Origin of the sequence: Streptomyces hokutonensis (genome assembly GCF_042751305.1) — a bacterium.
Lineage (GTDB): Bacteria > Actinomycetota > Actinomycetes > Streptomycetales > Streptomycetaceae > Streptomyces > Streptomyces hokutonensis_A.
Genome location: NZ_JBHYWD010000009.1, coordinates 187,739 through 213,177, shown reverse-complemented (window position 1 = coordinate 213,177; position 25,439 = coordinate 187,739). Strand labels below are relative to the sequence as shown.

The following is a 25,439-nucleotide window of genomic DNA, read 5'->3' as shown; positions in this document are numbered from 1 at the left end:
ACGCCGCCAGAGTAACGGGGTCGGGCGGGAGAATGCTCGACGCGTCCATGGGGCGGACCTGGGTGACGGGCGGATCAACGCCGTCTAGGTTCTCGCGACGGATGACGAAACAGGTATTGACCGACCATTAGCGGGAGGTCGACATGGACCGGTAGTGTTCGACATTGCCGAACGATGGCGGCGGCGTCGCACATCGGCGGTCGAACGGGACGGAGGCAGTACGGCGATGGCACGGAACATCCAGTCGCTCGAACGGGCGGCCGCGATGCTGCGCCTGCTCGCGGGCGGCGAGCGACGGCTCGGCCTCTCGGACATCGCCTCGTCGCTCGGCCTGGCCAAGGGCACCGCCCACGGCATCCTGCGCACCCTCCAGCAGGAGGGCTTCGTCGAGCAGGACGACGCCTCCGGGCGCTACCAGCTGGGCGCGGAGCTGCTGCGCCTGGGCACCACCTATCTCGACGTGCACGAGCTACGCGCGCGTGCCCTGGTGTGGACGGACGACCTGGCCCGCTCCAGCGGCGAGAGCGTGCACCTGGGGGTCCTGCACCAGCAGGGCGTCCTGATCGTGCACCACGTCTTCCGGCCCGACGACAGCCGGCAGGTCCTGGAGATCGGCGCCATGCAGCCGCTGCACTCCACGGCCCTGGGCAAGGTGCTGTCGGCCTACGACCCGGTCGCGCACAGCGAGGTCCTGGAGGCCGACCGCAAGCCCTTCACCGAGCGCACGGTGTCCGAGCTGGCCGACTTCGAGCACGTCCTGGACGTCACGCGCGCGCGTGGGTACGCGGCGGACGTCGAGGAGACCTGGGAGGGCGTCGCGTCCATCGCCGCGCCCATCCACGACCGGCGGCGCATGCCGGTCGGCGCGGTCGGCATCACGGGCGCCGTGGAGCGGCTGTGCCGGCCCGACGAGGACGGCGCGCTGCGGCCCGAGCTGATCGCTGCGGTACGGGACTGCGCCCGCGCGGTGTCGCGGGACCTGGGCGCCGGACGGTTCTGACCTCAGCGGATTCACAGCGGGAACTCACCGGGACGTCATGCGGACGTTCCGGTATCAGTCGTACTGTGGATAACAAAGTCGGCCAAAACGCCAAATCACCACACACGGTGTCCGCTTGACTGCCGTCCGCATCGGTCGCTGGATCGATAGCCCGCAGCGATCAATAACGATCGTGTTTTCGATAACAGCACTCTTGACGCGCCTGTAACCCCGGAGCAAGACTCCCGTCCATCGGTCGGCATTGTCGAACACCTACCGGCAATACGCGCTAGAGTGTGGCAACGCCAAAGGCCGATATCGCTCTCACCCCCGAGGGCGCACGAACCCCCGGCGGGACCCGGGGTTCGGCTTCCCTGGACGAAGGACAAAGGAGTCGCGGGTGTCCAGCTCCGACATCTTCATCGGCGAGACCATAGGTACCGCCGTACTCATCCTGCTCGGCGGCGGCGTCTGCGCCGCCGTCACGCTGAAGGCCTCCAAGGCCCGTAACGCCGGCTGGCTCGCCATCGCCTTCGGGTGGGGTTTCGCCGTCATGACGGCCGTGTACATCTCGGCACCGCTCTCCGGTGCCCACCTCAACCCGGCCGTGACGCTCGCACTCGCGATCAAGGACGGTGGCTGGGACAACGTCCCGATCTACTGGGGCGGCCAGCTGCTCGGCGCCATGATCGGCGCGACACTCGTCTGGGTGGCCTACTACGGCCAGTTCCAGGCGCACCTGACCGACCAGGAGATCGTCGGCGAGCCGACGGCCAAGGCCGTCGAGGCCGAGGAGAAGGGCGCTGGCCCGGTCCTGGGCATCTTCTCCACCGGTCCTGAGGTCCGGAACGTGGTGCAGAACCTCGCCACCGAGATCATCGGCACCGTCGTCCTGATCCTCGCCATCCTGACGCAGGGTCTGAACGACAAGGGCAACGGTCTCGGCACCCTGGGCGCCCTGATCACCGCCTTCGTGGTCGTCTCCATCGGTCTGTCGCTCGGCGGCCCGACCGGTTACGCGATCAACCCGGCCCGTGACCTGGGCCCGCGCATCGTGCACGCGCTCCTGCCCCTGCCCAACAAGGGCGGTTCCGACTGGAGCTACGCCTGGATCCCGGTGGTCGGTCCGCTGATCGGCGGCGCCATCGCTGCAGGCCTCTACAACGTCGCTTTTGCTTAGAAGCAGAATTCCAAGCACTTCCGAGCACTGAAGCAGCCGTAGAACCAGTCCTCACGACCACGGAACCCCTCAGGAGCACACAGTGACCGACGCCCACACCGCCGGACCGTTCATCGCGGCCATCGACCAGGGCACGACCTCCAGCCGCTGCATCGTCTTCGACCGGGACGGCCGTATCGTCTCCGTCGACCAGAAGGAGCACGAGCAGATCTTCCCGAAGCCGGGCTGGGTCGAGCACAACGCCACCGAGATCTGGACCAACGTCCAGGAAGTCGTCGCCTCCGCCATCGAGAAGGCCGGCATCACCCGCGACGACATCAAGGCCATCGGCATCACCAACCAGCGCGAGACGACTCTCCTCTGGGACAAGAACACCGGTGAGCCCGTCCACAACGCCATCGTCTGGCAGGACACCCGTACCGACGCGCTCTGCAAGGAGCTGGGCCGCAACGTCGGCCAGGACCGCTTCCGCCGCGAGACCGGACTGCCGCTCGCGTCGTACTTCGCCGGACCCAAGGCCCGCTGGCTGCTCGACAACGTCGAGGGCCTGCGCGAGCGCGCCGAGGCCGGCGACATCCTCTTCGGCACCATGGACAGCTGGGTCATCTGGAACCTGACGGGCGGTGTCAACGGCGGCAAGCACGTCACCGACGTCACCAACGCCTCCCGCACCATGCTGATGAACCTGCACACCATGCAGTGGGACGAGAAGATCGCCGAGTCCATCGGCGTCCCGCTGAACATGCTGCCCGAGATCCGCTCCTCCGCCGAGGTCTACGGCGAGGTCACCGGCGGGCGCCTCGGCGACGTGCTCGGGGGCATCCCGGTCGCTTCCGCGCTCGGCGACCAGCAGGCGGCCCTGTTCGGCCAGACCTGTTTCGCCGAGGGCGAGGCCAAGTCGACGTACGGCACCGGCACCTTCCTGCTGATGAACACCGGCGAGAAGCCCGTCAACTCGTACAACGGCCTGCTCACCACGGTCGGTTACCGCATCGGCGACCAGAAGGCGGTCTACGCCCTCGAAGGTTCGATCGCCGTCACCGGTTCGCTGGTGCAGTGGATGCGCGACCAGATGGGCCTCATCTCCACCGCCGCCGAGATCGAGACGCTCGCGCTCACGGTCGAGGACAACGGCGGCGCCTACTTCGTGCCGGCCTTCTCCGGTCTGTTCGCCCCGTACTGGCGCTCCGACGCCCGCGGTGTGATCGCCGGTCTGACCCGGTACGTCACCAAGGCGCACCTCGCGCGCGCCGTCCTGGAGGCCACCGCCTGGCAGACCCGTGAGATCACGGACGCCATGACGAAGGACTCCGGCGTCGAGCTCGCCGCGATCAAGGTCGACGGCGGCATGACCTCCAACAACCTGCTGATGCAGACGCTCTCGGACTTCGTCGACGCCCCCGTGGTGCGCCCGATGGTCGCCGAGACCACCTGCCTCGGCGCCGCCTACGCCGCCGGTCTGGCCGTCGGCTTCTGGACCAGCACCGACGACCTGCGTGCCAACTGGCGCCGGGCCGCCGAGTGGACCCCCAACATGGCCGCGGAGAAGCGCGACCGTGAGTACAAGAGCTGGCTCAAGGCCGTCGAGCGGACCATGGGCTGGCTCGAGGACGAGGAGTAAGAACCCCACATGACCAGTCAGTCCACCCTGCAGTCCGTGCCTGCCCTCGGTACGCACCCGGCCTCCGGCTCGAACCCGAGCCGGGCCGAGACCCGGGAGCAGCTCTCCAAGGCGACGTACGACCTCCTCGTCATCGGCGGCGGCATCCTGGGCATCTCCACCGCCTGGCACGCCGCGCAGTCCGGGCTGCGGGTGGCACTGGTCGACGCCGGCGACTTCGCCGGTGCCACCTCTTCCGCCTCCTCCAAGCTCCTCCACGGCGGTCTGCGCTACCTGCAGACCGGCGCGGTGAAGCTGGTGGCGGAGAACCACTTCGAACGCCGTGCGGTGTCCCGCCAGGTGGCCCCCCACCTGGCGAACCCGCTCACGTTCTACCTGCCCGTCTACAAGGGCGGTCCGCACGGCGCGGCGAAGCTCGGGGCGGGCGTCTTCGCCTACTCCGCGCTCTCCGCGTTCGGCGACGGCGTCGGCCACCTCCTGTCCCCCGCCAAGGCGGCGCAGGACGTGCCCGAGCTGCGCACGCAGAACCTCAAGGCCGTTGCCGTGTACGGCGACGACCAGATGAACGACGCCCGCATGGCGCTGATGACGGTCCGCGCGGCCGTCGAGGCGGGCGCGGTCGTCCTCAACCACGCCCAGGTCACCGGCCTGCGCTTCACCCAGGGCCGGGTGACCGGCGCGGAGCTGCGCGACACGACCTCCGGCGACGAGTTCGGCGTGAGCGCCCGCCTGGTGCTCAACGCGACCGGCCCGTGGGTCGACCACCTGCGCAAGATGGAGGACCCGAACGCGGCCCCCTCCATCCGCCTCTCCAAGGGCGCGCACCTGGTCCTGAAGCGCACGTCCCCGTGGAAGGCCGCACTCGCCACCCCGATCGACAAGTACCGCATCACCTTCGCCCTCCCCTGGGAGGACATGCTGCTCCTCGGCACGACCGACGAGGAGTACGAGGGCGACCCGGCGGACGTCTCGGTCACCGAGAAGGACATATCCCAGATCCTGGACGAGGCCGCGTTCTCGGTCCGCGACCAGCAGCTCTCGCGCGACCTGATCACGTACTCCTTCGCCGGGCTGCGCGTCCTGCCTGGCGGCCCGGGCAGCACGGCGAAGGCCAAGCGCGAGACGGTGGTGACCGAGGGCAAGGGCGGCATGCTGTCCGTCGCGGGCGGCAAGTGGACCACCTTCCGGCACATCGGCCGTACGGTCATGCAGAAGCTGGAGTCCCTCCCCGGCCGCCCGCTCGGCGAGGACTTCGAGCCGATCTCCTCCCTCCCGAAGAAGCTCCCGCTCCCGGGTGTCGCCAATCCGCGCGCGGTCGCCCACCGCCTCCTCGTCGACAACCCGGCGCCGGGCCCGCGCATGGCGGCCGACACGGCGAAGCACCTGGCCACCCACTACGGCTCGCTGGCCTTCGACATCGCCCGACTCGCCAACGAGAACCCGGAGTTGGGCCAGCGCGTGCACCCCGACGCCCCCGAGATCTGGGCGCAGGTCGTCTACGCCCGCGACCACGAGTGGGCGGAGACCCAGGACGACGTCCTGCGCCGCCGCACGACCCTGACGATCCGGGGCCTGGCCACGGACGAGGTCCGCGCGAAGGTGCAGGACCTGCTCGACAAGAAGTAGGCGGTACGGCGTCATTCGCTACGGCGTGAAAGGGGCGGCTTCCTGTTGAGGGGGCCGCCCCTTCGGCGTGCCGGATATTCGGGGGCACCGAAGGCGCGGCATGTCTATCGTGCGGTGGTGACGATCACCGACGCCGAGATGGCCGCACTGCTGGCGCCCGCCGGGTTCCGCTTCGTGACCCGCCTCGCCCGGGACGAGGCCCCGAACTTCCCGCTGCCACCCGGGCATTCATGTGCCACCACCCGCCCCGAGCACGGCCGGTTCGACTCCCACAAGGACGAGATCGTCGATGTCGACGCCCCGGACATGCCCGACAAGGTCAACGCGAGCTGGTACCGGATGGCCGCGGAACATGGACTCTTCAACGAACACAGAGAGTTCCTGCTCGCGGTCGACTACGGGGGTCCCGAGGACGACGATCCCGAGGAACTGCTGCGGGGCTGGGCCCAGGTTCGACTGCGCGACGGCTGGGATCTGGTCCGCAGCGAGGTGGATCAGTTCCGTAGTCCGATGGCGTCGCTCTTCACCCCGCGTTTCGTACCGGAGTTCACCGCGCTGTCCCTCGACGGCCTGGTCATCATGAACACCACCGTCTGGGGCAACGGCACCGTCAGCACTATCGCCGTTCGTCCGGAGTCAACGCCGTGACCCGCTCCGGTGACGTCAACTCCCCGCGCCGCACGATCAGTTCGCGCCCCAGCAGCAACGCCCGCCGGGACGCGGGCACCGGATCCGGCAGCGTCGTCAAGTCCGTCAGGTGGGCGAAGCCGATGATGCGGCGGACGATCTCCGTGCCGGCGTAGCCGACGGAGTCGGTCCAGACACGGGAGAGAAAGCGGTCGAGGAAGGCGTCGTCGAAGAAGGTGTCGACCCTCGAAGGCCACAGACGGCGGAACTCCGTCTCGAACGCCTCCCAGGACAACCGGAGTTGGTCGCCGTGGTCGGACAACGTGCCCAGCGCACGCGCCCGTTCCTCCGACACCAGCACGTTGGCCCAGTACAGGCCGAGGTCGTAGCCGATCGGGCCCACGAAGGAGAACTCGGGGTCGAAGACCCGTACCACCGGGGCGCCTTCACGCTCGCCGACCATGACACTGCCGGTGTGCAGGTCGCCGTGGAGCAGGGCCTGCGCGCTGGTCATGAACGTGTACCGGAGGTCGGCGACCTCCGTGCGCAGGCGGGTGTCCGCGCGGAACTCGGCGGCCAGGACCGTCAACTCCGGGAGCCAGTTGTTGTGTTCGTGCTCGATGTACGGCTCGGAGAGCACCACGTCTTCCGTGATCTTGCACAGCTCGGGGCTCACCGAGGCCGCGATCAGCGCCTTGCGGTCGGCGGACTCCATCCCGAAGTCACTGGTCGCGAAGGCGAGTTGCGCGACGAACTCGCCGATCCGCGCCGAGGTGTCCGGACCGTAGGACGCGCCCTCGTTGAGGACCGTGCGCAGGACCTCCAGGTCGGACATGTCCTCCATGACGAGGGCGTAGTTGTCGGCGTCGTAGCCGTGGATCGCCGGGATCTTGTCGGGGGCCACCCGGGCCACCTGCTCGTACGCCCGGGCCTCCGCATCGGCGCGCTCCGGGCTCATCGGCCAGGAGGGCCCGGCCACCCGCACCCAGGGCAGCGCCTGCTTGATCGCGAGGCGGTGGCTGCCGTCGGCGTTCGAGGCGAGGAACACCCGGTTCATGTTGCCGTCCGACACCTCGCGGACGTGGATGTCGGTCACGTCCGCCCAGTGGCCCCGCTCGCGCAGGTAGGCCGGGATGTCGTCGGTCTCCAGGATGCGGTAGCCCATCGTACGAACTCCTCGAACTTCCTTATGCGGTGCGGCGCTTGGACAGGGTGAAGCTGAAGACCAGGGCGAGGATGAGGACCGCGCCCTCGACGACGTCCTGGGTGTAGTAGGGCAGGCCCTTGATGGTCAGGCCGGTGGTGATGATGCCGATGAGGACGGCTCCCAGGGCCGTGCCCCAGACGTTCGGGCGGCCACGGCCGAGGACCGAGGTGCCGACCAGGGCGACGGCGACCGCCTCCAGGAGCTGTGAGGTGCCGGCGCTCACGTCTCCCTGGCCGATCCGGGACGCCAGGATCAGGCCGCCGATGGAGGCGAGGACGCCGGAGAGGACGTAGGCCAGGGCCCGGTACGCGCCGACGCGGATGCCCGCCAGGCGGGAGGCCTCGGGGTTGGCGCCGATGGCGTACAGGACGCGCCCCCAGCGGGTGCGGGCCAGGAACACCCAGGCGACGACGGTCAGCGCGCCGAAGATCACCACCGAGATGGGGATACCGAGGAGGGTGCCGCGGTCGATGCGGAGGAAGCCGGCGGTGAACTTGCCGGGGGCGGTGGTGCCGTCGGACTGGGTCATGCCGGCGGAGATGGACTGGCCGTCGACCAGGATGAGTTTGGTGCCCTGGATGACGAACATGGTGCCGAGGGTGGCCAGCATGTCGGGGATCTTCATCACGACGATCAGCAGGGCGTTCAGGAGTCCGGCGAGTGCGCCCGCCGCGATGACGGCGAGGATCGCGACCGTGCCGACCTGGTTGTACGTCACCATCGTCTTCGCGGCGACGGTGACACCGAGCCCGGCGACCGCGCCGACGGACATGTCCATTCCGCCGACGGCCATGGTGAGGGTGACGCCGAGGCCGAGGATCGCGGCGACGGAGACGTACCGGAGGGTGTCGAGGAGGGTCGCGGACTCGCGGAAGGAACCCTCGGTCAGCGCGAAGTACAGGAAGAGCACCACCGTGACGAAGATGAAGCCGTACTTGATGACGGCGTTCTGGACGAGCACGGCGGTGGAGACGGCGGGCCGGGCCGCGGCCTTCGGTGCGGTCTCGGAGCTCTGGGTGGTGGTCATGGCGTACTTCCTGAGTGGGCCGGGGTCACACGGACGCCGAGATGGTCTGGATCACGCGGTCGCGTTCCGCGTCTTCGCCGTAGGCGTCGAGGTGGACCTCGCCGGCCGCGAGGACGACGACGCGGTCGGCGATCTCCAGGACCTCGTCCACGTCGGCGGAGAGGACGAGGACGGCGGCCCCCTCGGCGGCCAGGGTGCGGGCGCGGCGGCCGATGTCGCGCCGGGCGCCGATGTCCACGCCTCGGAACGGCTCGTCCAGGATGAGGACACGAGGGGTGTGCGCGAGCCAGCGGCCGACGACGACCTTCTGCTGGTTGCCGCCGGAGAGTTCCTCGACCGTGCTGTGCTCGTCGCGGGCGACGACACCGAGGGCGTCGATGGTCTCGCGGCCGAGGGCGTCCTCCTTGCCCGCGTTCACGAGCCCGCCCCGGGACAGGGACTTGAGGAACGGCAGCGAGATGTTCTGCGCCACCGACCAGCCGGGGACGAGCGCGTCGGCGTGCCGGTCCTCGGGGACGAGGTGGACGCCGGCGCGGATCGCGTCGGCCGGGCGGCGGGGCGCGTAGGGCTTGCCGTCGAGCGTGACCGTGCCGGTGACGAAGGGCTCGGCGCCGAACAGGCCGCGGGCGAGTTCGGTCTTGCCCGCGCCCAACAGGCCTACGACGCCGGTGACTTCACCGGCGCGGAGGTCGAGGTCCAGGGGTGCCCGTCCCTCGAAGAGGTGGACGCTGTGCAGCGCGAGGACGGCGTCCCCGTGCTCGCCCGAGTGCTGCGGGCGGGCCGTCGTCACCTCGTGGGCCTGGGCGAGCATCGCGCGCAGGGCGCTGTCCCAGTCGAAGGGCTTGACCTGGTCGTCGGTGAGACCGCCGTCCCGCAGGACGACCAGGCGGTCGGCGAGGGCGTCGATCTCGCCGAGGCGGTGGGAGACGTAGAGGACCGCGATGCCGTCGTCGCGCATCTTCTCGACGAGGGCGAAGAGCCGTTCCGCCTCGGCGGCGGAGAGGGCGGAGGTCGGTTCGTCGAGGATGAGCAGCCGGGGGCGGGTGGCGAGGGCGCGGGCCAGGATGAGCAACTGGCGGTCGGAGATGCCGAGTTCGGTGACGTCCCGGCGCAACACGGTGTCGCTCCAGTCCAGTTCGAGACCGGCCTGGATCTCGCGGGCGCGGGCAAGCACGCGACGGCCGTTCAGGAACGGGTTGCCGCGCTTCTGCGCCAGCTCCTCGAAGACCAGGTTCTCGGCGACGGAGAGGCCGGGCACGATGCCCTCGCCGATCCGCTGGTGGACCGTCTGGATGCCCAACTGCCGGGCGGCCGACGGGGACTGGAGAGCCGCGGGTTCCCCGGCGACCCGCACCTCCCCGCCGTGGTCCGTGTGCACGCCCGACAGGATCTTGATCAGCGTGGACTTGCCGGCGCCGTTCGCACCGAGCAGCGCGACCACGCTGCCCGGTGCGATGTCGAGCGAGACGGAGGCCAGCACCGTCTTGCCGCCGAAGGCCATGCTGACGTCGCGGAGCGAGACCGCGGCGTCAACTGCCGTGTCAGTGGGCGACATTGGGGATCCAGTCGGCGGTGCTCACCTTGGAGAGGTTCAGGGCGGGCAGGGCCGCGCGGAGCTGGTCCATGTTCTCGATCTTGTTCTTGCGCAGGAAGTCCTGGGTGATGGCGACGGCCGGGAAGTCGACGGAGGACTTGTTCAGCTGACCGGCCAACTCCAGTGCTGCCGTACGGACCACGGCCGCGCCGACGGCGGACGGGTCGGTGCCGGCGGTGGCCACCCACGGGCTGTTCGCGGCGGTCATGTTCTGGATGTCGGCGTTGGAGACGTCCGCGCCGAAGACCTTCACCTTGCTCTGGAGCTTCTTGTTCTGGACGGCGAGGACGGTGCCCTTGGCGAGCTCGTCGTAGGGGGCGAAGACGCCCGCGACGTCGGAGTGCTGGGTGAGCGCGGCGGAGACCAGGGGAACGTTGTCGGTGGCCGTGGAGTCGGTGACCTTGCCGACCTTGAACTGCTGCTTCCAGCCCTGGGCCGCGACCTCCTTCGCCCAGACGGTGTTTCGCTTGTCGAGGGCCGCGTAGCCGGCCACGTTGACGTAGCCGACCTTGGCGTTCTTGCCGACGGTCTTGGCCATCACGTCGAGGACGGCCTGCGCCATGCTGGCGTCGTCCTGCTCGGTGCTGATCACGGACTTGTTGGTCTGGTCCACGTCGTAGACGACGACCTTGATGCCCTTCTTCACCGCCTGGTCGATCTCGGGCTGGATCGTGGACGGGAAGCCGTGGTCGATGATGATCGCCTGCGCGCCGGAGTTGATGGCCGAGGAGAGGTCGGTGGCCTGCTTGGCGTTGTCGGCCTGGGCGTCGTACACGGTCAGGTCGACGCCGAGGGCCTTGGCCTGCGCCTTGGCGCCGTTGCCCCACTGCTCGAAGTAGTCGCCGGCGCCGCTCTGCCGTACGAGGGCGATCTTGACCGTGCCCTTGTCGAAGGGGGCCGGCTTCTTGCCGGTCGCGGCCGAGGCCGAGGCGGCGGTGTCGGCGGTGCTCTTCGACGCGTCGCTGGACTGGGAGCAGCCGGCGAGGAGGAGGGCCGAGGCGGAGGCCAGCGAGAGCGCGGCGAGGGGGACACGGGTGCGGGACATGAGTGGCTCCAGGTGCAAGGTGGTGCAGAAGGGGTGAAGGACGGGCATGCGTGTCCCGGAGCGTGGGAAAAGGAATCAGCCACCGCGAACGGGTGGTGGACCGCGGCACGAAAGGCTCGCGGGGCTCCGGATGTGGTCAGCGACAGCTGGCTGTGGTCGACCGGAGCAAGTCCACGTACAGCCGCCGCACGAGCAGCAGCGTCTTCATAGGGAGATCATGAGAATGTTTTCAGCCATTGGTCAAAGGGGTGGAAGCGGTTTCTCAGCTGGTGAGACAACGACTACGTCACATCTGGCCTGGTCACCGACGGCGGTTACCATCACATAACCGGCCCCGACCCGGGACGACGGGCCTCGCTGCACCTCTAAGCCTCCCCCCACCGGTCCGCTGTCCGTCTCGGCATTCGGACATCCCTCCCACTTTCCGGAGTTGCTCCCATGACCCTGCTCACCACCTGGCCCGAGTCCGGTCCCGAGAACCTCGTCCGCCGCACCGCCGACCCCGTCGAGATCGCCGCCGCGCTCGCGCCCCTCGGTGTGCGCTACGAGCAGTGGCCGATCCGCGAGGACGTCCCGGCCGACGCCGACAGCGACACGGTCTTCGCCGCCTACGGCCCGGAGATCGACAAGCTGAACGCCGAGGAGGGCTTCACCACCGTCGACGTCCTCGGCCTGCACCCCAGCGACGACCCCGAGTACCCGGCGAAGGCGGCCGGCGCCCGTGCGAAGTTCCTCCAGGAGCACACGCACGACGACGATGACGAGGTCCGCTTTTTCGTCTCCGGCTCCGGCATCTTCTATCTGCACGTGGACGGCGAAGTGCACGCCGTCTACTGCGAGAAGGGCGACCTGCTGGGCGTGCCGCGCGGCACCACCCACTGGTTCGACATGGGCACCGAGCCCGCCTTCACCGCGATCCGCTTCTTCCACGAGGAGGACGGCTGGGTCGGCAACTTCACCGGCTCGACCATCGCCTCGCGCTTCCCCGACTACGACACGATCGACGCGGGCTACCAGCGGGACAAGGCCGCGGCGTGACCTTGCGGTACGACGTGGACGCCGTCGTGCTCGACATCGAGGGCACCACGAGCGCCACGGGATTCGTCGTCGACGTCCTCTACCCGTACTCGCGCTCGCGCTTCGCCGCGCTGCTCGCCGAGCGGGCCGAGGACCCCGCCGTGTCCCGGGCGATCGCGCAGGTCCGCGAGCTGACGGGCGACCCGGACGCCGACACCGTGCAGATCGAGAAGACCCTGGGCACCTGGCTCGACGAGGACCGCAAGGCCACCCCGTTGAAGACCCTCCAGGGCATCATCTGGTCGGAGGGCTTCGCCCGCGGCGACCTCGTCTCGCACTTCTACGACGACGTCGTACCGGCCCTGCGCACCTGGCACACGGCGGGACTTCGGCTGTACGTCTACTCGTCCGGCTCGGTGGCCGCGCAGCGCGCCTGGTTCACCTCCAGCCCGGAGGGCGACCTCCTCCCCCTCGTCTCCGGTCTCTACGACACGGAGAACGCCGGTCCCAAGCAGGAGCCGGAGTCGTACCGCCGTATCGCGGCGGCGACCGGCATCGAGCCGTCCCGGCTGCTCTTCCTCTCCGACCGGCCCGGCGAGCTGGACGCGGCCGTCGCCGCGGGCTGGCACGCCGTGGGGGTAAGGCGGCCGGGAGAGCCGTACTTCGAGCAAGGCGTCGGCGACCACGCGGAGGCGGGGGCGTTCGACGAGATCGGCATCACCAGTTCAAGGAGCACCACGTGACCACCGAGATCAGTGACCTCGCCCTGAAGGAGGCCGGGGCTCAACTCGCCCACGAGTCCGCCCGGTTCGCCTCGTTCGGCTGGATGCGGGGGACTTCCGGGAACCTGTCCGTGGTGCTGGCGAGGGATCCGTTGCGGCTGGCTGTGACGGCCAGCGGGCACGACAAGGGTGAACTGACGCCGGACGATGTGGTGTTGGTCGATGAGAAGGGTGCCGCCGTCCGGGGTGGCAAGCCGTCCGCCGAGGCCGAACTGCACGCGCGTGTCGCGGCGTTGACCGGTGCGGGTGCCGTGGTCCACGTGCACACCGTGGCGTCCGTCGCGATGGGGCGGCGGGAGCCGGGCGGGATCGTGTTCAAGGACGTGGAGATGCTCAAGGGGGTCGGGCAGCCCGCACACGATGTCGAGGTGACGCTGCCCGTCATCGCCAACAGCCAGGACATGAAGGTGCTCGGGGATCGGCTGGAGGCGGCCCGGGACCCGAGGATGCCGGCGGTGGTGGTGGCCGGGCACGGGCTCTACGTGTGGGGTGCCGACCCGCGTCAGGCGCGGCATCACACCGAAGTCGTGGAATGGCTGCTGGAGTTGGAGCTCACCCAACGCTGACCGAGGCCGGGGACGTGCGCGGTCGCAGGCGTTCTCCCTGCGGCCCGAACACGATGAGGTACTCGACCGGCCCGCCGGAGCCGGCGTTCGCGACCCCGTGCGGGGTGCGGGTGTCGAACTCGGCCACGTCCCCGGCAGTCAGGACGAGGTCCTGGTCGCCGAGCGCGAGCCACAGCCGCCCGTACAGGACGCACAGCCACTCGTAGCCGTCGTGCGAGACCTGCCGCGGGCGCGCCGGCGGTTCCCCGACCGCGGGCAGGACGTGCTTGTGGGCGTGCAGTCCGCCGACGTAGCGAGTCAGCGGCAGGACCGCCTTGTCGTCGCCGAAGCTCAGCGGCACCGGGGTGTGGCGCTCGGCCGCGCGGGCGGCTGCGGTGCCGGCCAGCTCGTCCAGGGAGACGCCGTACTCCTCCGCCAGTTGCAGCAGCACCTCCAGGGTGGGCTTGCGCCGGCCGGTCTCGATCCGGGACAGCGTGCTCGGCGAGATACCGGTCGCACGGCTCACACCGGTGAGCGTGGCGCCGCGACGCTCGCGTGCTGCCCGCAGCCGGGGGCCCATCGCCGCCAGTGTCCCGGCCACGCCGTCGCCTGCCACCGCCCCTGCACCTCCTGAACGCCGCACTCCACCGCCCTGTCCTGCAAGCTTGCCAGATTGGCAACGCTCATCGCGTCGGGCGGTCGCCGCGCCGCATGATCGACGGGTACCCGCGACCAGCGCGACCCGAGGAGAATCACCATGCAGTCCGAGCCGTCCGCCGCGCTCCGCCACCGCACCGTCGAGGGCCCGGCCGGGCGCCTGCACCTGGTCGAGCAGGGCACCGGCCCGCTGGTGCTGCTCGTGCACGGCTTCCCCGAGTCCTGGTACTCCTGGCGCCGACAGCTCCCGGCCCTCGCCGCGGCCGGCTACCGGGCGGTGGCGATCGACGTGCGCGGTTACGGCCGCTCGTCCAGGCCCGCGGCGACCGACGCGTACCGGATGCTCGACCTGGTGGAGGACAACGTCGCCGTCGTGCGCGCACTCGGCGCGGAGGACGCCGTGGTCGTCGGCCACGACTGGGGGGCCGGCATCGCCGCCGTCTCCGCCCTGCTCCACCCCGGGGTCTTCCGCGCGGTCGGCCTGCTGAGCGTCCCCTACGCACCGCCCGGCGGGCCCCGCCCCACCGATGTCTTCGGTCTTGTCGGCGGCCCCGAGCAGGAGTTCTACGTCTCCTACTTCCAGGAGCCCGGCCGCGCCGAGGCGGAGATCGAACCCGATGTCCGGGGGTGGCTCGCCGGGTTCTACGCGGCCCTGTCCGCCGACACCATGCCCGCCCCGGGCGAGCCCGACCCGCACTTCGTCGCCCCCGGCGGCCTGCTGCGCGACCGCTTCCCCGCCGGTGTCCTCCCGGCCTGGCTGACCGAGGACGAACTCGACGTCTACGCCGGGGAGTTCGAGCGCACCGGCCTGACCGGTGCCCTGAACCGCTACCGCAGCATGGACCGCGACTGGGAGGACCTCGCTCCCTACCGCGGAGCCCCGGTCGAGCAGCCGTCCCTGTTCATCGGCGGCACCCTGGACGCCTCCACCACCTGGATGTCCGACGCGATCGCCGCCTTCCCGGCCACCCTCCCCGGCCTGACCGCCTCCCACCTGCTGGACGGCTGCGGCCACTGGATCCAGCAGGAACGCCCCGAGGAGGTCAACCGCCTGCTGACCGGCTGGCTCGCCACCCTCACGGGCTGAGGGTCGGATGCCCTGTCGTCCGGGCCGGGTTCATGTTTCGTCGCGGTGGGTGAGGTGACCGTCGGTGAGTCGCCAGTAGTGCTGATGTGGGGTCAGCTGCCAGGTCTCGTCGGCGTCGACCGCCCGCGTGACCCATTCGTGGAGTTGCGGGAGGGCCTGCGCCCGCAGAAGGGCGCGGGTGACGGCACGTTCGGCGGCATCGACCGGGTGGACGTCGATGCGGAGGCCGACCATGTCCGGGTGGGTGCCGCCGCCGTAATTGCGGTTATTCGGAGCGATCCACTCCGCGCCCAGAACGATGGTCCCGCTGCCCTGTCCGGTGAGGAACTGCAGGTCCGTGACTCGGGTCATCAAGGGGCCGAGGCAATCGGTGATGTCGGTGGTGGTCAGTGGCCAGGCCCGGTGCCTGGGCAGTCTTCGATTGCGTGCGGACATGGCAAGATTCTTCCTCGTCTCGTCCGACCGCTTCTGTCAGTCTGCGTTCAGCCGGTCTCCGGGGAGTTCACCGGCCGAGACCTCCAACACGCCCCGCTCCGTGACCAGTCCGGTGATCAGGCGGCCCGGCGTCACGTCGAACGCGGGGTTGTGGCCGCGCGACTCGACGGGAGCGGTGCGCACCCCCGCCCACTCCAACACCTCGGCCTCGCCCCGGAGTTCGATGTGGATCTCGTCGCCGGTCTTGGTGGCGAGGTCGACCGTCGTGGTCGGGGCCGCCACCAGGAACGGGATACCCGCGTCCGCGCAGGCCAGCGCGACGCCCACCGTGCCGACCTTGTTCGCGGTGTCGCCGTTGGCCGCGATGCGGTCGGCGCCGACGATGGCCGCGTCGACCTCGCCGCGCAGGATGGTGCCGGCGGCGGCGCCGTCGGCCTGGACGTAGTGCGGGATGCCCTCCTGGACCAACTCCCAGGCGGTCAGGCGCGATCCCTGGAGCAGGGGGCGCGTCTCGTCGGCGTAGACGACCTCCACCAGCCCGCGCGCGTGCAGTTCACGGATGACGCCGAGCGCGGTGCCCCATCCGGCGGTGGCCAGCGCACCCGTGTTGCAGTGCGTGAGAAGCCTCAACGGCCGCTCCACGCCCACCCGTTGGACCAGCCAGTCCGCGCCGAACGCGCCCATCGCGCGGTTGGCCGCGACATCCTCGCGCTGGACGGCGGCGGCCTCTTCGAGGACCGCGTCGAGGCCCTCGGCAAAGCGGGTCATGACCCGGTCGACGCCCGCCATGAGGTTGACCGCGGTGGGCCGGGCCTCGCGGACGCGGGCGACGGCCGCGCGCACCTCGGCCTCGGTCCAGCCCTCCCGCTCACCCTCGATGATCGCGAGCGCGACGCCGTACGCGCCGGCCGCTCCGATCGCGGGCGCCCCGCGCACGACGAGACGCTGGATCGCGTCGACGAGCGTGTCCACATCGTGGACAACCATCGTCTCGTGGCGGTGCGGGAGCAGGGTCTGGTCGATGAGCGCGAGGCCGCTGCCGGCCCAGTCGACCGCACGCAATTCCTGGGGCATAACGGGGCACTCCTGCTGTTCCGATGGTGTCGGACACCGTACATGACCTCGAAGAACCACAGTTCGAGACAGTCGAGCAGGTGTCTCAAAACGAATGTTAAAGTCCAGCACCCGCAGCCCGAAGGCCGAGACGAAGGAGGACGTGTGCTGCTCACCATGCGCCGCTTCCTCGATCACGGCCGCTGCGCGAGCGACTGCTGTCGACGCTGACCTGTCCCTCTCGCGTCCACCCCTCGTCTCCCCGTCTCACCATCTGGTCGCACGCGCTCCCGCCGGAGCGTGCCTTGCTGTACCCCCGGAAGGTCCCCATGCTCCGCAGATCACGTCGCACCCTGCAGCTCGTCGCCGCCACCACGCTCATGGTCACCGCCGCCACCGCTTGCAACGCCGCCGCGAAGACCGACGCCTCGGACAGCGCGAGCGGCAGCAGCGGGAAGTCGTTCACGCTGGTCACGCCGGACGCGGTCGGGCAGAACGAGTTCCTGAAGCTCGCCGTCACCGGTGTGAAGGCCGCGGCGAAGACGCACAACGGGACCGAGAAGGTCTACGAGTCCACGGACACCGCGTCCCAGCAGCAGAACGTGCAGGCCGCCGTGGACGCGAGCCCGAACGTGATCGTGCTGGTCGGCTTCGAGTTCGCCGACATCGTGGCGCAGCAGGCCAAGGCGCACCCCAAGCAGCAGTTCCTGATGATCGACGCGTGCACGACCAAGACGTTCACCAACGTCACCTGCGCGGTCTTCCGTGAGCACGAGGGTGTCTATCTCGCGGGCGCCGAGGCGGGGTTGCTCAGCAAGAGCGGCAAGGTCGGCGCGGTGGACGTGCTCGACACTCCCCAATTCCGGCGCTACAGCGACCCGTTCGCGGCCGGTGCCAAGAAGGTCGCCGCCAAGACCTCCGCGTCGACGCGCTTCGTCGGAGGCCAGTCCCCGTTCGACGACTCGGCACGCGCCAAGGAGCAGGCCAACTCCCTGCTCTCCAAGGGCACCGACCAGGTCATGGCGGCAGCGGCGGCCGGCAACTACGGCGTCTTCGAGGCCGCGAAGGCCAAGGGCGCGTTCGCGTACGGCGTCGACGTCAACCAGTGCGTCTCCTCCCCCGGCACGGTCGTCGACAACGTGATCAAGAAGACGGACGTCGCCGTCGAGAAGGGCGTCGAGCAGGTCCTCGCGGGCAGGACCGGCACCTCGGTGTCGTACGGGCTGAAGGAGGGCGGCATCAGTCTCACCGGCCTGGAGGCGGGGGTCGACTCGTCGAAGTGCGTGATCGCCGAGCACAAGGACGTCCTCGCGAAGGTGAAGGCGCTGCGCGACCAGATCGTCTCCGGAGAGCTCAAGGTCGATGACCCCGCCGCCGGTTGACCCTGCGGTCGAGCTCCGGGGAATCACCAAGCGCTTCCCCGGCACGCTCGCCAACGACGACGTCGACCTGACCGTCGGACGCGGCGAGATCCACGCCCTCATGGGCGAGAACGGCGCCGGCAAGTCCACCCTCATGTCGATCCTCTACGGCATGGAGCGCGCCGACGCGGGCTCCATCCGGATCGACGGCCGCGAGGTGACCTTCGGCGACCCGAGCGCCGCGATGGCCGCCGGGCTCGGCATGGTCCACCAGAGCTTCAAGCTGTTCGACTCGCTGACAGTCGCCGAGAACGTCGTCTACGCCGCCGAGCCGCGCCGCTTCGGCCTGGTGGACCGGGCCGCCGCCCGCCGTCGAGTGCGTGAGCTGGCCGAGGAGCACGGCCTCGCCGTCGATCCGGACGCCCGGGTCGGCGGCCTGCCGGTCGGCCTGCGCCAGCGCGTGGAGATCCTGAAGCTGCTGCACCGGGGCGCCCGCACCCTGATCCTCGACGAGCCGACCGCCGTGCTCACCCCCGCCGAGGCGGACGCCCTGTTCGCGGTCCTCAAGTCGCTGGCCGCGCAGGGCCGTACGGTGATCCTTGTCACCCACAAGCTGCGCGAGGTCCTCGAAGGCAGCGACAACGTGACCGTGCTGCGCGACGGCCGGGTGGTCGCCCGGCTGGTCACCTCGGAGACCTCCGCCGACGAGATCGCCGCCGCGATGACCGGCCGCGCGGTCGAGTTGGACCGCGTGCACGCGCCCGGAGCACCCGGTGACGTGGTCCTGGACGTGAGAGACCTCACCACGGATGCCGTCCACGATGTGGGACTCACCGTCCGCGCCGGGGAGATCGTCGGGATCGCGGGCGTCGCGGGCAACGGCCAGAGCGAGCTGATCGAGGCGCTCGCCGGACTGCGGCCGGTCGCTTCCGGACAGGTGCGTCTCAAGGGACGGGACATCACCCACGCCTCGGCCACCGAGCGCCGGGCACGGGGCCTCGCCTACGTTCCCGAGGACCGGCACGCGGTCGGTACGGCACCGGCGGCCACCGTCGCGGACAACCTCGCGATGGGTCACCACCGAACGTCCCTCTCCACAAAGGGACTTCTGCCGCCCGCGTCCGTACGCGCCCACGCCGGGCGGCTCATCGAGCGCTTCGGCATCAAGGCGGCCGCCCCCGAGGTACCGGCCTCCGCGCTGTCCGGCGGCAACTTGCAGAAGCTGCTGATCGGCCGCGAACTCGCCCACGAGGCACCGCTGTTGCTCGTCGAGCAGCCCACGCGCGGGGTCGACATCGGCGCCATCCAGAACATCCACGCCCAGATCGTCGCCTACCGCGACGCCGGTCACGCCATCCTCCTCGTCTCCGCCGAACTGAGCGAGATCCGGGGCCTCGCGGACCGGGTCCTGGTGATGTACGAGGGCCGGGTCACGGCGACATACACGAAGGACGAGGCCGACGAACGGGCACTCGGGCTCGCCATGGCGGGCGGGGCCGTAGCGCCGACGGGGGTCGTCGACTGACATGACACTCACCCGAATATCCGGAGCGCTGCGCTCCCCCATCACCTTCTCCGTGCTCGCGGGCCTGGTAATCGGCGCCCTGTTCCTCGTCGGCACCGGCGCGGACCCGCTCACCGCCTACAGCGCCGTCCTCACCGGCTCGCTCGGCGCGGACGGCATCGGCTCCACACTGAGCACCGGCACCAGCGTGCTCGGCATGGCGCTCGCGCTGGCGATCCCGCTACGCGCCGGGCTGATCAACCTGGGCGGCGACGGACAGATGGTCCTCGGCGGCATCACGGCGGCCGTGACCGGCCTCTACTCCCCGCTGCCTGCACCCCTGACCGTCGTACTGGCGCTGCTCGCGGGCATGGCCGTGGGCGCCGCGTACGCCGCCCTCGCCGCCCTGTGCGAGAACCGCCTCGGCGTCCCGCTCCTGGTCAGCAGCCTGCTGCTGAGCTACCCGGCGGTCTCCCTCGCCTCCTACCTCGCGCGCTACCCGCTCAAGGAACCCGGCTCCAGCCTCCCCCAGACGCGCGCGATGCCGAACGGTGTCGCACTGCCCGCGTTCGGCGACTCGACGGTCACCGTCGGGCTCGTCCTGGTGGTGCTGGCGGCAGCCGCGTACTGGTTCACCGACAAGCGCACGGCCTTCGGCTACGAGATCCGCATGACCGGCCTCAACTCCCGTTTCGCCGCCTACGCGGGCGTCGAACGCCGGGGCCTGACCCTCAAGTTGATGTCCGTGTCCGGCGCGCTCGCCGGACTGGTGGGCGCCATAGGGGTGTTGAGCTTCCCCTACCGCTTCGTCGACGGCTCGCTCACCGCACCCGGCTACACCTGGACGGGACTTACGGCGGCCCTGCTCGCCGCCGCAGCGCCGCTCGGCACGGTCGTCGCCTCGTTCTTCTTCGCCGTCCTCGCGGTCGGCGGCCTGGCGATGGAGCGCACGACCGAGGTACCGCGCGAACTGACCCAAGTACTCCAGGCCATCGTGATCGTGTTCCTCGCGGCCCGACTCCGCTTCCCGACGAAGTGGTTCACCGGGCGTACTCAGGAAAGCGGGGCCGTGTGATGTTCTTCGACTCCGATCTGCTGATGTCGGCGCTGCGCGCGCTGACCCCGATCCTGCTGGCCGCGCTGGGCGGTGCCCTGTGCGAGCGGGCGGGGGTCTTCAACATCGGCCTCGAAGGCATGATGCTGATGGGCTGCTTCACATCGGTGGCCACGAGCTGGTTCACGGGCAGCGCCTGGCTCGGCGTGCTCGCCGCCGCCCTCGCAGCGGCCGCCTACTCCCTCGTCCTCGCCGTCGGCGCCGTAACTCTGCGCGGGGACGCGGTCGTTCTCGGAATCGCCATGAATCTCCTGGCAGTTGGCCTGACCAGCTTCCTGTTGCGTACGGTCTTCGGTGTGCAGGGCACTTTCGACGATCCGTCACTCGCCGGGCTGCCGTTGATCGGTGGCTTCACTCCGCTCGCGTATCTGGCGTTCGTCGCGGTCGCGGTGGCCGCGGTGATGCTGTCCCGGAGTGTGTGGGGGCTGAGGCTGCGCGGGGTCGGTGAGGCACCGGACGCGGCGGCGACGCTCGGGGTGAGCCCGGCGAAGTACAAGTACGCGGCAGTGCTGGTCTCCGGTGTGCTGTGCGGGCTCGCGGGGGCACAACTCGCGCTCGGCAACGTCACGTTGTTCTCCGAGAACATGACGGCCGGCCGCGGCTGGATCGCCGTCGTCGCGGTGATGCTCGGCCGCGCGGCACCCGTGGGCGTACTGCTCGCCGCGCTGCTCTTCGGTCTCGCCGAGGCCGCCGGCTTCCGACTCCAGGGCGTCGGCCTGCCCCAACAGGCCACCGACGCCGCGCCGTACGTCGTGACACTCGTCGCCCTCTTCCTCTCGACGGCCCGCCGCCGTCGCCGTACCGCCAACTCCCCTTCCGGAGCCACCACATGACGCAGGAACTGCTGCCCATCACCCGAATACCGCGCACCGGACTGCCGGCACACGCGGTCGTCGTCGGCGACCCGGCGCGCGCCGCCGCCGTCGCCGCGCTGCTCGACGGCGCCGAGGAGGTGTCGTACCACCGTGAATACCGTGTGTTCAGCGGGAGTTGGAAGGGCCTGCCGGTCACCGTCGCCTCGCACGGGGTGGGCGGTCCTGGCGCGATCCTGCTGTTCCAGGAACTGGCGGACGCGGGGGTCCGCACCTTCCTGCGCTTCGGCACTGCGGGCGCCATGAAGCCCGGCATCGGCGACGGCGACCTCGTCATCGCGGAGGCGGCCGTACGCGACGACGGCGTCACGCAGCAACTGCTCCCGCCCGAGTACCCCGCGGTCTCCTCCCCCGAGGCCGTCTTCGCCCTCCAGCGCGCGGCCCGCGAGGCCGGCGCCCCGCACCACCGGGGCATCGTATGGACCAGGGCGGCCTTCCAGCCCGGCCTCATCCCCCTCTTCTCCTACGACGGCGCCGGGCTCGCGGCGATCGAGATGGAGCTGTCGGCGCTGCTGGTGACGGCCTCGCTGCGGGAGTTGGTCGCGGGTGGGGTGCTGGTCATCGACGGTGCCAACGCCGATGAACTCGTCGACGAGGACGCCACCGGCGGGTACGACCCGCACCGGGAGGTCGTCGCGGCCGGTGTCGAGCGGGGTGCGGTGGTCTCGCTGGAGGCACTGCGACTGCTGGCGGAGGGGAACGAGGCGTGAGCATCGACCTGTTGGTGCACGGCGGGGATGTCCTGACCGTCGACGAGGCCGGAACTGTCGTACGGGACGGGGCAGTTGCCGTCCACGAGGGCGAGATCGTCGCCGTGGGACCCGCCGCGGAACTGAAAGCACGGTTCACGGCTGCGGAGTCGATCGACGCCGAGGGCTGTCTCGTCCTGCCCGGACTCATCAACACGCACACCCACCTCGCGATGACGCTGCTGCGCGGTCGCGCCGACGACGTCACTCTCCAGGGCTTCCTGGAGCGGGTGTTGAAGTGGGAGGCCGAGCTGCTGGCGCCGAAGAACGTGGCGGCGGCGGTGCGGCTCGCGGTGGCCGAGAGTGTGCGGGCCGGGGTGACCTCGGCGCTCGACATGTACTGGTTCCACGAGGCGGCCGAGCAGGCGGCCCGTGAGGCGGGCTGGCGGCTGCACTCCGGGCCGACCTTCATGGACGTACCGGAGCCGCCGGACGGTATGCCGTACGAGGACCGACTCGACTGGGCGCGCAGGGACTTGGCGGCGCGGGGTGCGGCACGGCCCGGTCGGCGGCCGATCCTGTTCGCGCACTCGACCTACACCCTGTCCCCCGACCAGCTGGTCGAAATCGCCGCCCTGGCAAGGGAGTTCGGGGCGCTGCTGCACATCCACGCGGCGGAGAACGCGACCGAGGTCGCGACGGTCGAGGTCAAGTACGGCAAGCGGCCGGTGGAGTTGCTCGACTCGCTGGGGCTGCTCGGTCCCGATCTGCTGCTCGCGCACGCCGTGGACCTGACCGGCCCGGAGATCGCGGCGCTGGCCCGCACAGGCACGTCGGTGGCCCACTGTCCGGTGTCGAACCTGAAGTTGGGCTGCGGGATCGCGCCGGTGCCGCGGCTGTTGAGTGCGGGCGTGACCGTGGGGCTGGGTACGGACGGGGCCGTCAGCTCCAACACGCTGGACCTGCTGGGAGCCGTACGACAGGCCGCGCTTGTGCACAAGGCGGACGGTGACCCGACGGCGGTCGGTGCCGAGCAGGCCGTACGGATGGCGACGATCGAGGGTGCGCGGGCGCTGGGGCTCGGGGAGCACCTGGGGTCCCTGGAGGCCGGGAAGCGGGCCGACCTGATCGTCCTGGACCTCGGCGCTCCGCATCTGCGGCCGCTGCACGACCCCTGGTCGATGCTCGCCTACGCGGCGCACTCGGCGGACGTCCGGGACACGGTGGTGGACGGCCGCGTGCTGATGCGGAACCGGACACTGGGCACGCTGGACGAGGAAGCCGTGATCGCGGAGCTCGAATCACTTGCCTGAGCTGTGGATTTCCCTCCCGTTCAGCCCACTGAACCCCCATAATATGCCTGATACATCGGATGTCTGAGCAACAGGGAGGCCGGTCATGGCAGTGACCGATGAGGCGATCGAGAAAATCAAGGGAATGATCGTCTCCGGCGCGCTGCGTCCCGGGGACCGGCTGCCCAAGGAGAGCGAACTCGCCGCCGAACTCGGCCTGTCCCGCAACTCCCTCCGCGAGGCCGTGCGCGCGCTGTCACTGATCCGCATCCTGGACGTGCGGCAGGGCGACGGCACGTACGTCACCAGTCTGGATCCCCAACTCCTGCTGGAGGCGCTGAGTTTCGTCGTGGACTTCCACCGCGACGACACGGTGCTCGAGTTCCTGGCGGTGCGGCGCATTCTGGAGCCGGCGGCCACCGGGATGGCGGCGCTGCGGATCAGCGAGCAGCAACTCGACGCGCTCACCCTCCAGTTGGACGCGCTGGGCGGCGCGCCGTCGGTGGAGGAACTGGTCGCCTGCGACCTGGAGTTCCACCGGGGCATCGTGCAGAGTTCCGGCAACTCGGTGCTCTGTTCGCTCCTCGACGGTCTGTCGGGTCCCACCACCCGGGCCAGGATCTGGCGCGGGCTGACCCAGGAGGACGCGGTCAGCCGGACCCTGCACGAGCACCGGGCGATCCTGGGCGCGCTGCGCGACCGGGACGCGGAGGCGGCGCGGTCGTGGGCGACGGTGCACATCGCGAGCGTGGAGCAGTGGCTGCGTTCGACCCTGTGAACGAGTGGGTGGGCCCGCTGATCCATCGGAGGAGTGACCGGCCGGTCCGCGTCCGCACAGGATGGCGATCTTGTGTGTTCGACCGGTTCGGACGGGGCAGGCATGGGGTCACTCCCCCGTGCAAGGGGGCTGCGGGCGCCCCCGTCGGACGCCGTAAGGTTGGGGCGTACGCGAGGGCAGATCGGAAGGAGGCGCTGGGTGATCGAGCTGGAGGGGGTTCCCGAGCTGATCGACCCAGTGATGGTGGCCGCGTTCGAGGGCTGGAACGACGCCGGCGACGCCGCCTCCACCGCGGTCGCGCATCTGGACAAGGAGTGGAAGGGCGAGGTGTTCGCGGCCCTGGACGCCGAGGACTACTACGACTTCCAGGTGAACCGGCCCACGGTGTGGATGGACGCCGGTGTGCGGAAGATCACCTGGCCCACGACCCGCCTCTCGGTGGTCCGGGTCGGCGGAGAGAAGCCGCGCGACCTCGTACTCGTCCGAGGTATCGAACCGTCCATGCGCTGGCGCTCGTTCTGCAACGAGTTGCTGGGCTTCGCGCACGAGCTGGGTGTGGAGCTGGTGGTGATCCTGGGCGCACTGCTCGGTGACACCCCGCACACACGTCCGGTGCCGATCAGCGGGACCACGTCCGACGCGGACCTGGCGCAGCGGATGGACCTGGAGGAGACCAAGTACGAGGGTCCCACCGGGATCGTCGGCATCCTCCAGGAGGCGTGCACGCACGCGGGCGTCCCGGCCGTGTCGCTGTGGGCGGCGGTGCCGCACTACGTGTCGCAGCCGCCCAACCCGAAGGCCACCCTGGCGCTGCTGAACCGCCTGGAGGACCTGATCGACGTACGCATCCCGCTGGGCGAGCTGCCCGAGGACGCGCGCGCCTGGCAGGTCGGCGTGGATCAGCTGGCCGCCGAGGACAGCGAGGTCGCCGAGTACGTGCAGACGCTGGAGGAGGCCCGCGACACCGCGGAGCTGCCGGAGGCGTCGGGCGAGGCGATCGCCCGTGAGTTCGAACGCTACCTGCGACGCAGGGACGGCGGCGGCAGCCCGCCGCCCGGGGGGCACGCCACGGCGGACGGCAGCGACAGCGCGTCGTACCTCCGGGACAACCCCGGCCGCGCGAAGCCGACGAGGCCCGCGAAGCCGGAGACGGAGCCCGAGGCCGGGCCCGACACGGAGGCCGACGACGAGGATTCCTCCGAGGAGTGATCCTGGCGGTCAACAAGGCGTGAAACAGGGGCGGGGGGGGGGGAGGGCGGGGGGCCCCCCCCCCGGGGGTGGGCCGTGGGGGAGGGGGCCCCCCCCCCCCCCGGGCACCCCCGCGCGGGCGAACCCCCGGGGGGGCCC

24 protein-coding genes are annotated in these 25,439 nt (G+C 70.4%); 17 read left to right on the top strand and 7 right to left on the bottom strand.

Annotation, left to right across the window (positions count from 1 at the left end; translation table 11 throughout):
- The first annotated feature begins 226 nt into the window (after positions 1 to 226).
- The 5 genes from ACFXC1_RS24665 (at position 227) to ACFXC1_RS24645 (ending at position 6,054) form a co-directional block, all read left to right on the top strand.
- Positions 227 to 1,000, top strand: coding sequence for an IclR family transcriptional regulator (locus ACFXC1_RS24665; RefSeq protein WP_019066101.1), 774 nt, complete (start codon positions 227 to 229; stop codon positions 998 to 1,000).
- Positions 1,001 to 1,379: 379 nt separating this feature from the next.
- Complete coding sequence (locus ACFXC1_RS24660; RefSeq protein ID WP_381245865.1) at positions 1,380 to 2,159, top strand: MIP/aquaporin family protein; 780 nt, start codon at positions 1,380 to 1,382, stop codon at positions 2,157 to 2,159.
- An 82-nt stretch (positions 2,160 to 2,241) separates the two neighbouring features.
- A complete protein-coding gene (glpK, locus tag ACFXC1_RS24655; protein WP_381245863.1) occupies positions 2,242 to 3,780 on the top strand; it encodes a glycerol kinase GlpK in 1,539 nt (512 codons plus the stop codon).
- A 9-nt stretch (positions 3,781 to 3,789) separates the two neighbouring features.
- Complete coding sequence (locus ACFXC1_RS24650; RefSeq protein ID WP_381245862.1) at positions 3,790 to 5,406, top strand: glycerol-3-phosphate dehydrogenase/oxidase; 1,617 nt, start codon at positions 3,790 to 3,792, stop codon at positions 5,404 to 5,406.
- A gap of 117 nt (positions 5,407 to 5,523) precedes the next feature.
- Positions 5,524 to 6,054 carry a hypothetical protein gene (locus ACFXC1_RS24645; protein WP_381245860.1) on the top strand — a complete coding sequence of 177 codons (531 nt, stop codon included), beginning with the start codon at positions 5,524 to 5,526 and terminating at the stop codon, positions 6,052 to 6,054.
- Here the strand turns inward: ACFXC1_RS24645 and mtnK are convergent.
- The 4 genes from mtnK to ACFXC1_RS24625 are packed head-to-tail and all read right to left on the bottom strand — an operon-like array spanning position 6,023 to position 10,906.
- On the bottom strand, positions 6,023 to 7,198 hold the full coding sequence (gene mtnK / locus ACFXC1_RS24640) for an S-methyl-5-thioribose kinase (RefSeq protein WP_381245858.1): 1,176 nt from the start codon (positions 7,196 to 7,198) through the stop codon (positions 6,023 to 6,025). The two genes, ACFXC1_RS24645 and mtnK, sit on opposite strands and share 32 nt — an antisense overlap.
- Before the next feature lie 22 nt (positions 7,199 to 7,220).
- Positions 7,221 to 8,267 (bottom strand): ABC transporter permease, encoded by a 1,047-nt coding sequence (locus ACFXC1_RS24635; protein ID WP_381245856.1) that lies wholly within the window; start codon positions 8,265 to 8,267, stop codon positions 7,221 to 7,223.
- 25 nt (positions 8,268 to 8,292) lie between these two features.
- A complete protein-coding gene (locus tag ACFXC1_RS24630; protein WP_381245854.1) occupies positions 8,293 to 9,822 on the bottom strand; it encodes a sugar ABC transporter ATP-binding protein in 1,530 nt (509 codons plus the stop codon).
- Positions 9,809 to 10,906: a substrate-binding domain-containing protein gene (locus ACFXC1_RS24625; RefSeq protein WP_381245853.1), complete on the bottom strand. Its 1,098-nt coding sequence runs from the start codon at positions 10,904 to 10,906 to the stop codon at positions 9,809 to 9,811. The genes ACFXC1_RS24630 and ACFXC1_RS24625 overlap by 14 nt, the downstream gene beginning before the upstream one ends.
- A 438-nt stretch (positions 10,907 to 11,344) precedes the next feature.
- Here ACFXC1_RS24625 and ACFXC1_RS24620 point away from each other — a divergent pair, with 438 nt between their 5' ends.
- From ACFXC1_RS24620 to mtnB, 3 genes are read left to right on the top strand one after another with little or no spacing between them, the layout of a single operon-like run.
- Positions 11,345 to 11,944 carry a 1,2-dihydroxy-3-keto-5-methylthiopentene dioxygenase gene (locus ACFXC1_RS24620; protein WP_381245851.1) on the top strand — a complete coding sequence of 200 codons (600 nt, stop codon included), beginning with the start codon at positions 11,345 to 11,347 and terminating at the stop codon, positions 11,942 to 11,944.
- Positions 11,941 to 12,666, top strand: coding sequence for an acireductone synthase (mtnC, locus tag ACFXC1_RS24615; RefSeq protein WP_381245850.1), 726 nt, complete (start codon positions 11,941 to 11,943; stop codon positions 12,664 to 12,666). The genes ACFXC1_RS24620 and mtnC overlap by 4 nt, the downstream gene beginning before the upstream one ends.
- The gene (mtnB, locus tag ACFXC1_RS24610; protein WP_381245849.1) at positions 12,663 to 13,271 is read left to right on the top strand and encodes a methylthioribulose 1-phosphate dehydratase; all 609 of its coding nucleotides are present in this window, start codon (positions 12,663 to 12,665) and stop codon (positions 13,269 to 13,271) included. The genes mtnC and mtnB overlap by 4 nt, the downstream gene beginning before the upstream one ends.
- Here mtnB and ACFXC1_RS24605 read toward each other — a convergent pair.
- A complete protein-coding gene (locus ACFXC1_RS24605) occupies positions 13,258 to 13,866 on the bottom strand; it encodes a helix-turn-helix domain-containing protein (protein WP_381245847.1) in 609 nt (202 codons plus the stop codon). The genes mtnB and ACFXC1_RS24605 overlap by 14 nt on opposite strands.
- A 141-nt stretch (positions 13,867 to 14,007) precedes the next feature.
- Between ACFXC1_RS24605 and ACFXC1_RS24600 the strand changes: the two genes are divergently transcribed.
- Positions 14,008 to 14,994 (top strand): alpha/beta fold hydrolase, encoded by a 987-nt coding sequence (locus ACFXC1_RS24600; protein ID WP_381245845.1) that lies wholly within the window; start codon positions 14,008 to 14,010, stop codon positions 14,992 to 14,994.
- Positions 14,995 to 15,024: 30 nt separating this feature from the next.
- On the opposite strand, the gene ACFXC1_RS24595 is transcribed toward ACFXC1_RS24600, so the two are convergent.
- The gene (locus ACFXC1_RS24595; protein ID WP_381245843.1) at positions 15,025 to 15,429 is read right to left on the bottom strand and encodes a hypothetical protein; all 405 of its coding nucleotides are present in this window, start codon (positions 15,427 to 15,429) and stop codon (positions 15,025 to 15,027) included.
- A gap of 36 nt (positions 15,430 to 15,465) precedes the next feature.
- Complete coding sequence (mtnA, locus tag ACFXC1_RS24590) at positions 15,466 to 16,503, bottom strand: S-methyl-5-thioribose-1-phosphate isomerase (RefSeq protein ID WP_381245841.1); 1,038 nt, start codon at positions 16,501 to 16,503, stop codon at positions 15,466 to 15,468.
- Positions 16,504 to 16,811: 308 nt separating this feature from the next.
- On the opposite strand from mtnA, the gene ACFXC1_RS24585 reads away from it, so the two are divergent.
- The 8 genes from ACFXC1_RS24585 (at position 16,812) to ACFXC1_RS24550 (ending at position 25,301) form a co-directional block, all read left to right on the top strand.
- The gene (locus ACFXC1_RS24585) at positions 16,812 to 17,864 is read left to right on the top strand and encodes a BMP family ABC transporter substrate-binding protein (RefSeq protein WP_381245840.1); all 1,053 of its coding nucleotides are present in this window, start codon (positions 16,812 to 16,814) and stop codon (positions 17,862 to 17,864) included.
- Positions 17,845 to 19,368 (top strand): ABC transporter ATP-binding protein, encoded by a 1,524-nt coding sequence (locus ACFXC1_RS24580; RefSeq protein ID WP_381245839.1) that lies wholly within the window; start codon positions 17,845 to 17,847, stop codon positions 19,366 to 19,368. The genes ACFXC1_RS24585 and ACFXC1_RS24580 overlap by 20 nt, the downstream gene beginning before the upstream one ends.
- A gap of 1 nt (position 19,369) precedes the next feature.
- Positions 19,370 to 20,422: an ABC transporter permease gene (locus tag ACFXC1_RS24575; RefSeq protein ID WP_381245837.1), complete on the top strand. Its 1,053-nt coding sequence runs from the start codon at positions 19,370 to 19,372 to the stop codon at positions 20,420 to 20,422.
- Positions 20,422 to 21,294 carry an ABC transporter permease gene (locus ACFXC1_RS24570; protein ID WP_381245836.1) on the top strand — a complete coding sequence of 291 codons (873 nt, stop codon included), beginning with the start codon at positions 20,422 to 20,424 and terminating at the stop codon, positions 21,292 to 21,294. Before ACFXC1_RS24575 ends, ACFXC1_RS24570 begins: the two co-directional genes overlap by 1 nt.
- A complete protein-coding gene (locus tag ACFXC1_RS24565; protein ID WP_381245834.1) occupies positions 21,291 to 22,043 on the top strand; it encodes a nucleoside phosphorylase in 753 nt (250 codons plus the stop codon). The genes ACFXC1_RS24570 and ACFXC1_RS24565 overlap by 4 nt, the downstream gene beginning before the upstream one ends.
- Positions 22,040 to 23,335 carry an amidohydrolase gene (locus ACFXC1_RS24560; protein WP_381245832.1) on the top strand — a complete coding sequence of 432 codons (1,296 nt, stop codon included), beginning with the start codon at positions 22,040 to 22,042 and terminating at the stop codon, positions 23,333 to 23,335. Before ACFXC1_RS24565 ends, ACFXC1_RS24560 begins: the two co-directional genes overlap by 4 nt.
- Before the next feature lie 85 nt (positions 23,336 to 23,420).
- Positions 23,421 to 24,092 (top strand): FadR/GntR family transcriptional regulator, encoded by a 672-nt coding sequence (locus tag ACFXC1_RS24555; RefSeq protein ID WP_019066078.1) that lies wholly within the window; start codon positions 23,421 to 23,423, stop codon positions 24,090 to 24,092.
- 198 nt (positions 24,093 to 24,290) lie between these two features.
- On the top strand, positions 24,291 to 25,301 hold the full coding sequence (locus tag ACFXC1_RS24550; protein WP_381245830.1) for a PAC2 family protein: 1,011 nt from the start codon (positions 24,291 to 24,293) through the stop codon (positions 25,299 to 25,301).
- Positions 25,302 to 25,439 lie beyond the last annotated feature (138 nt).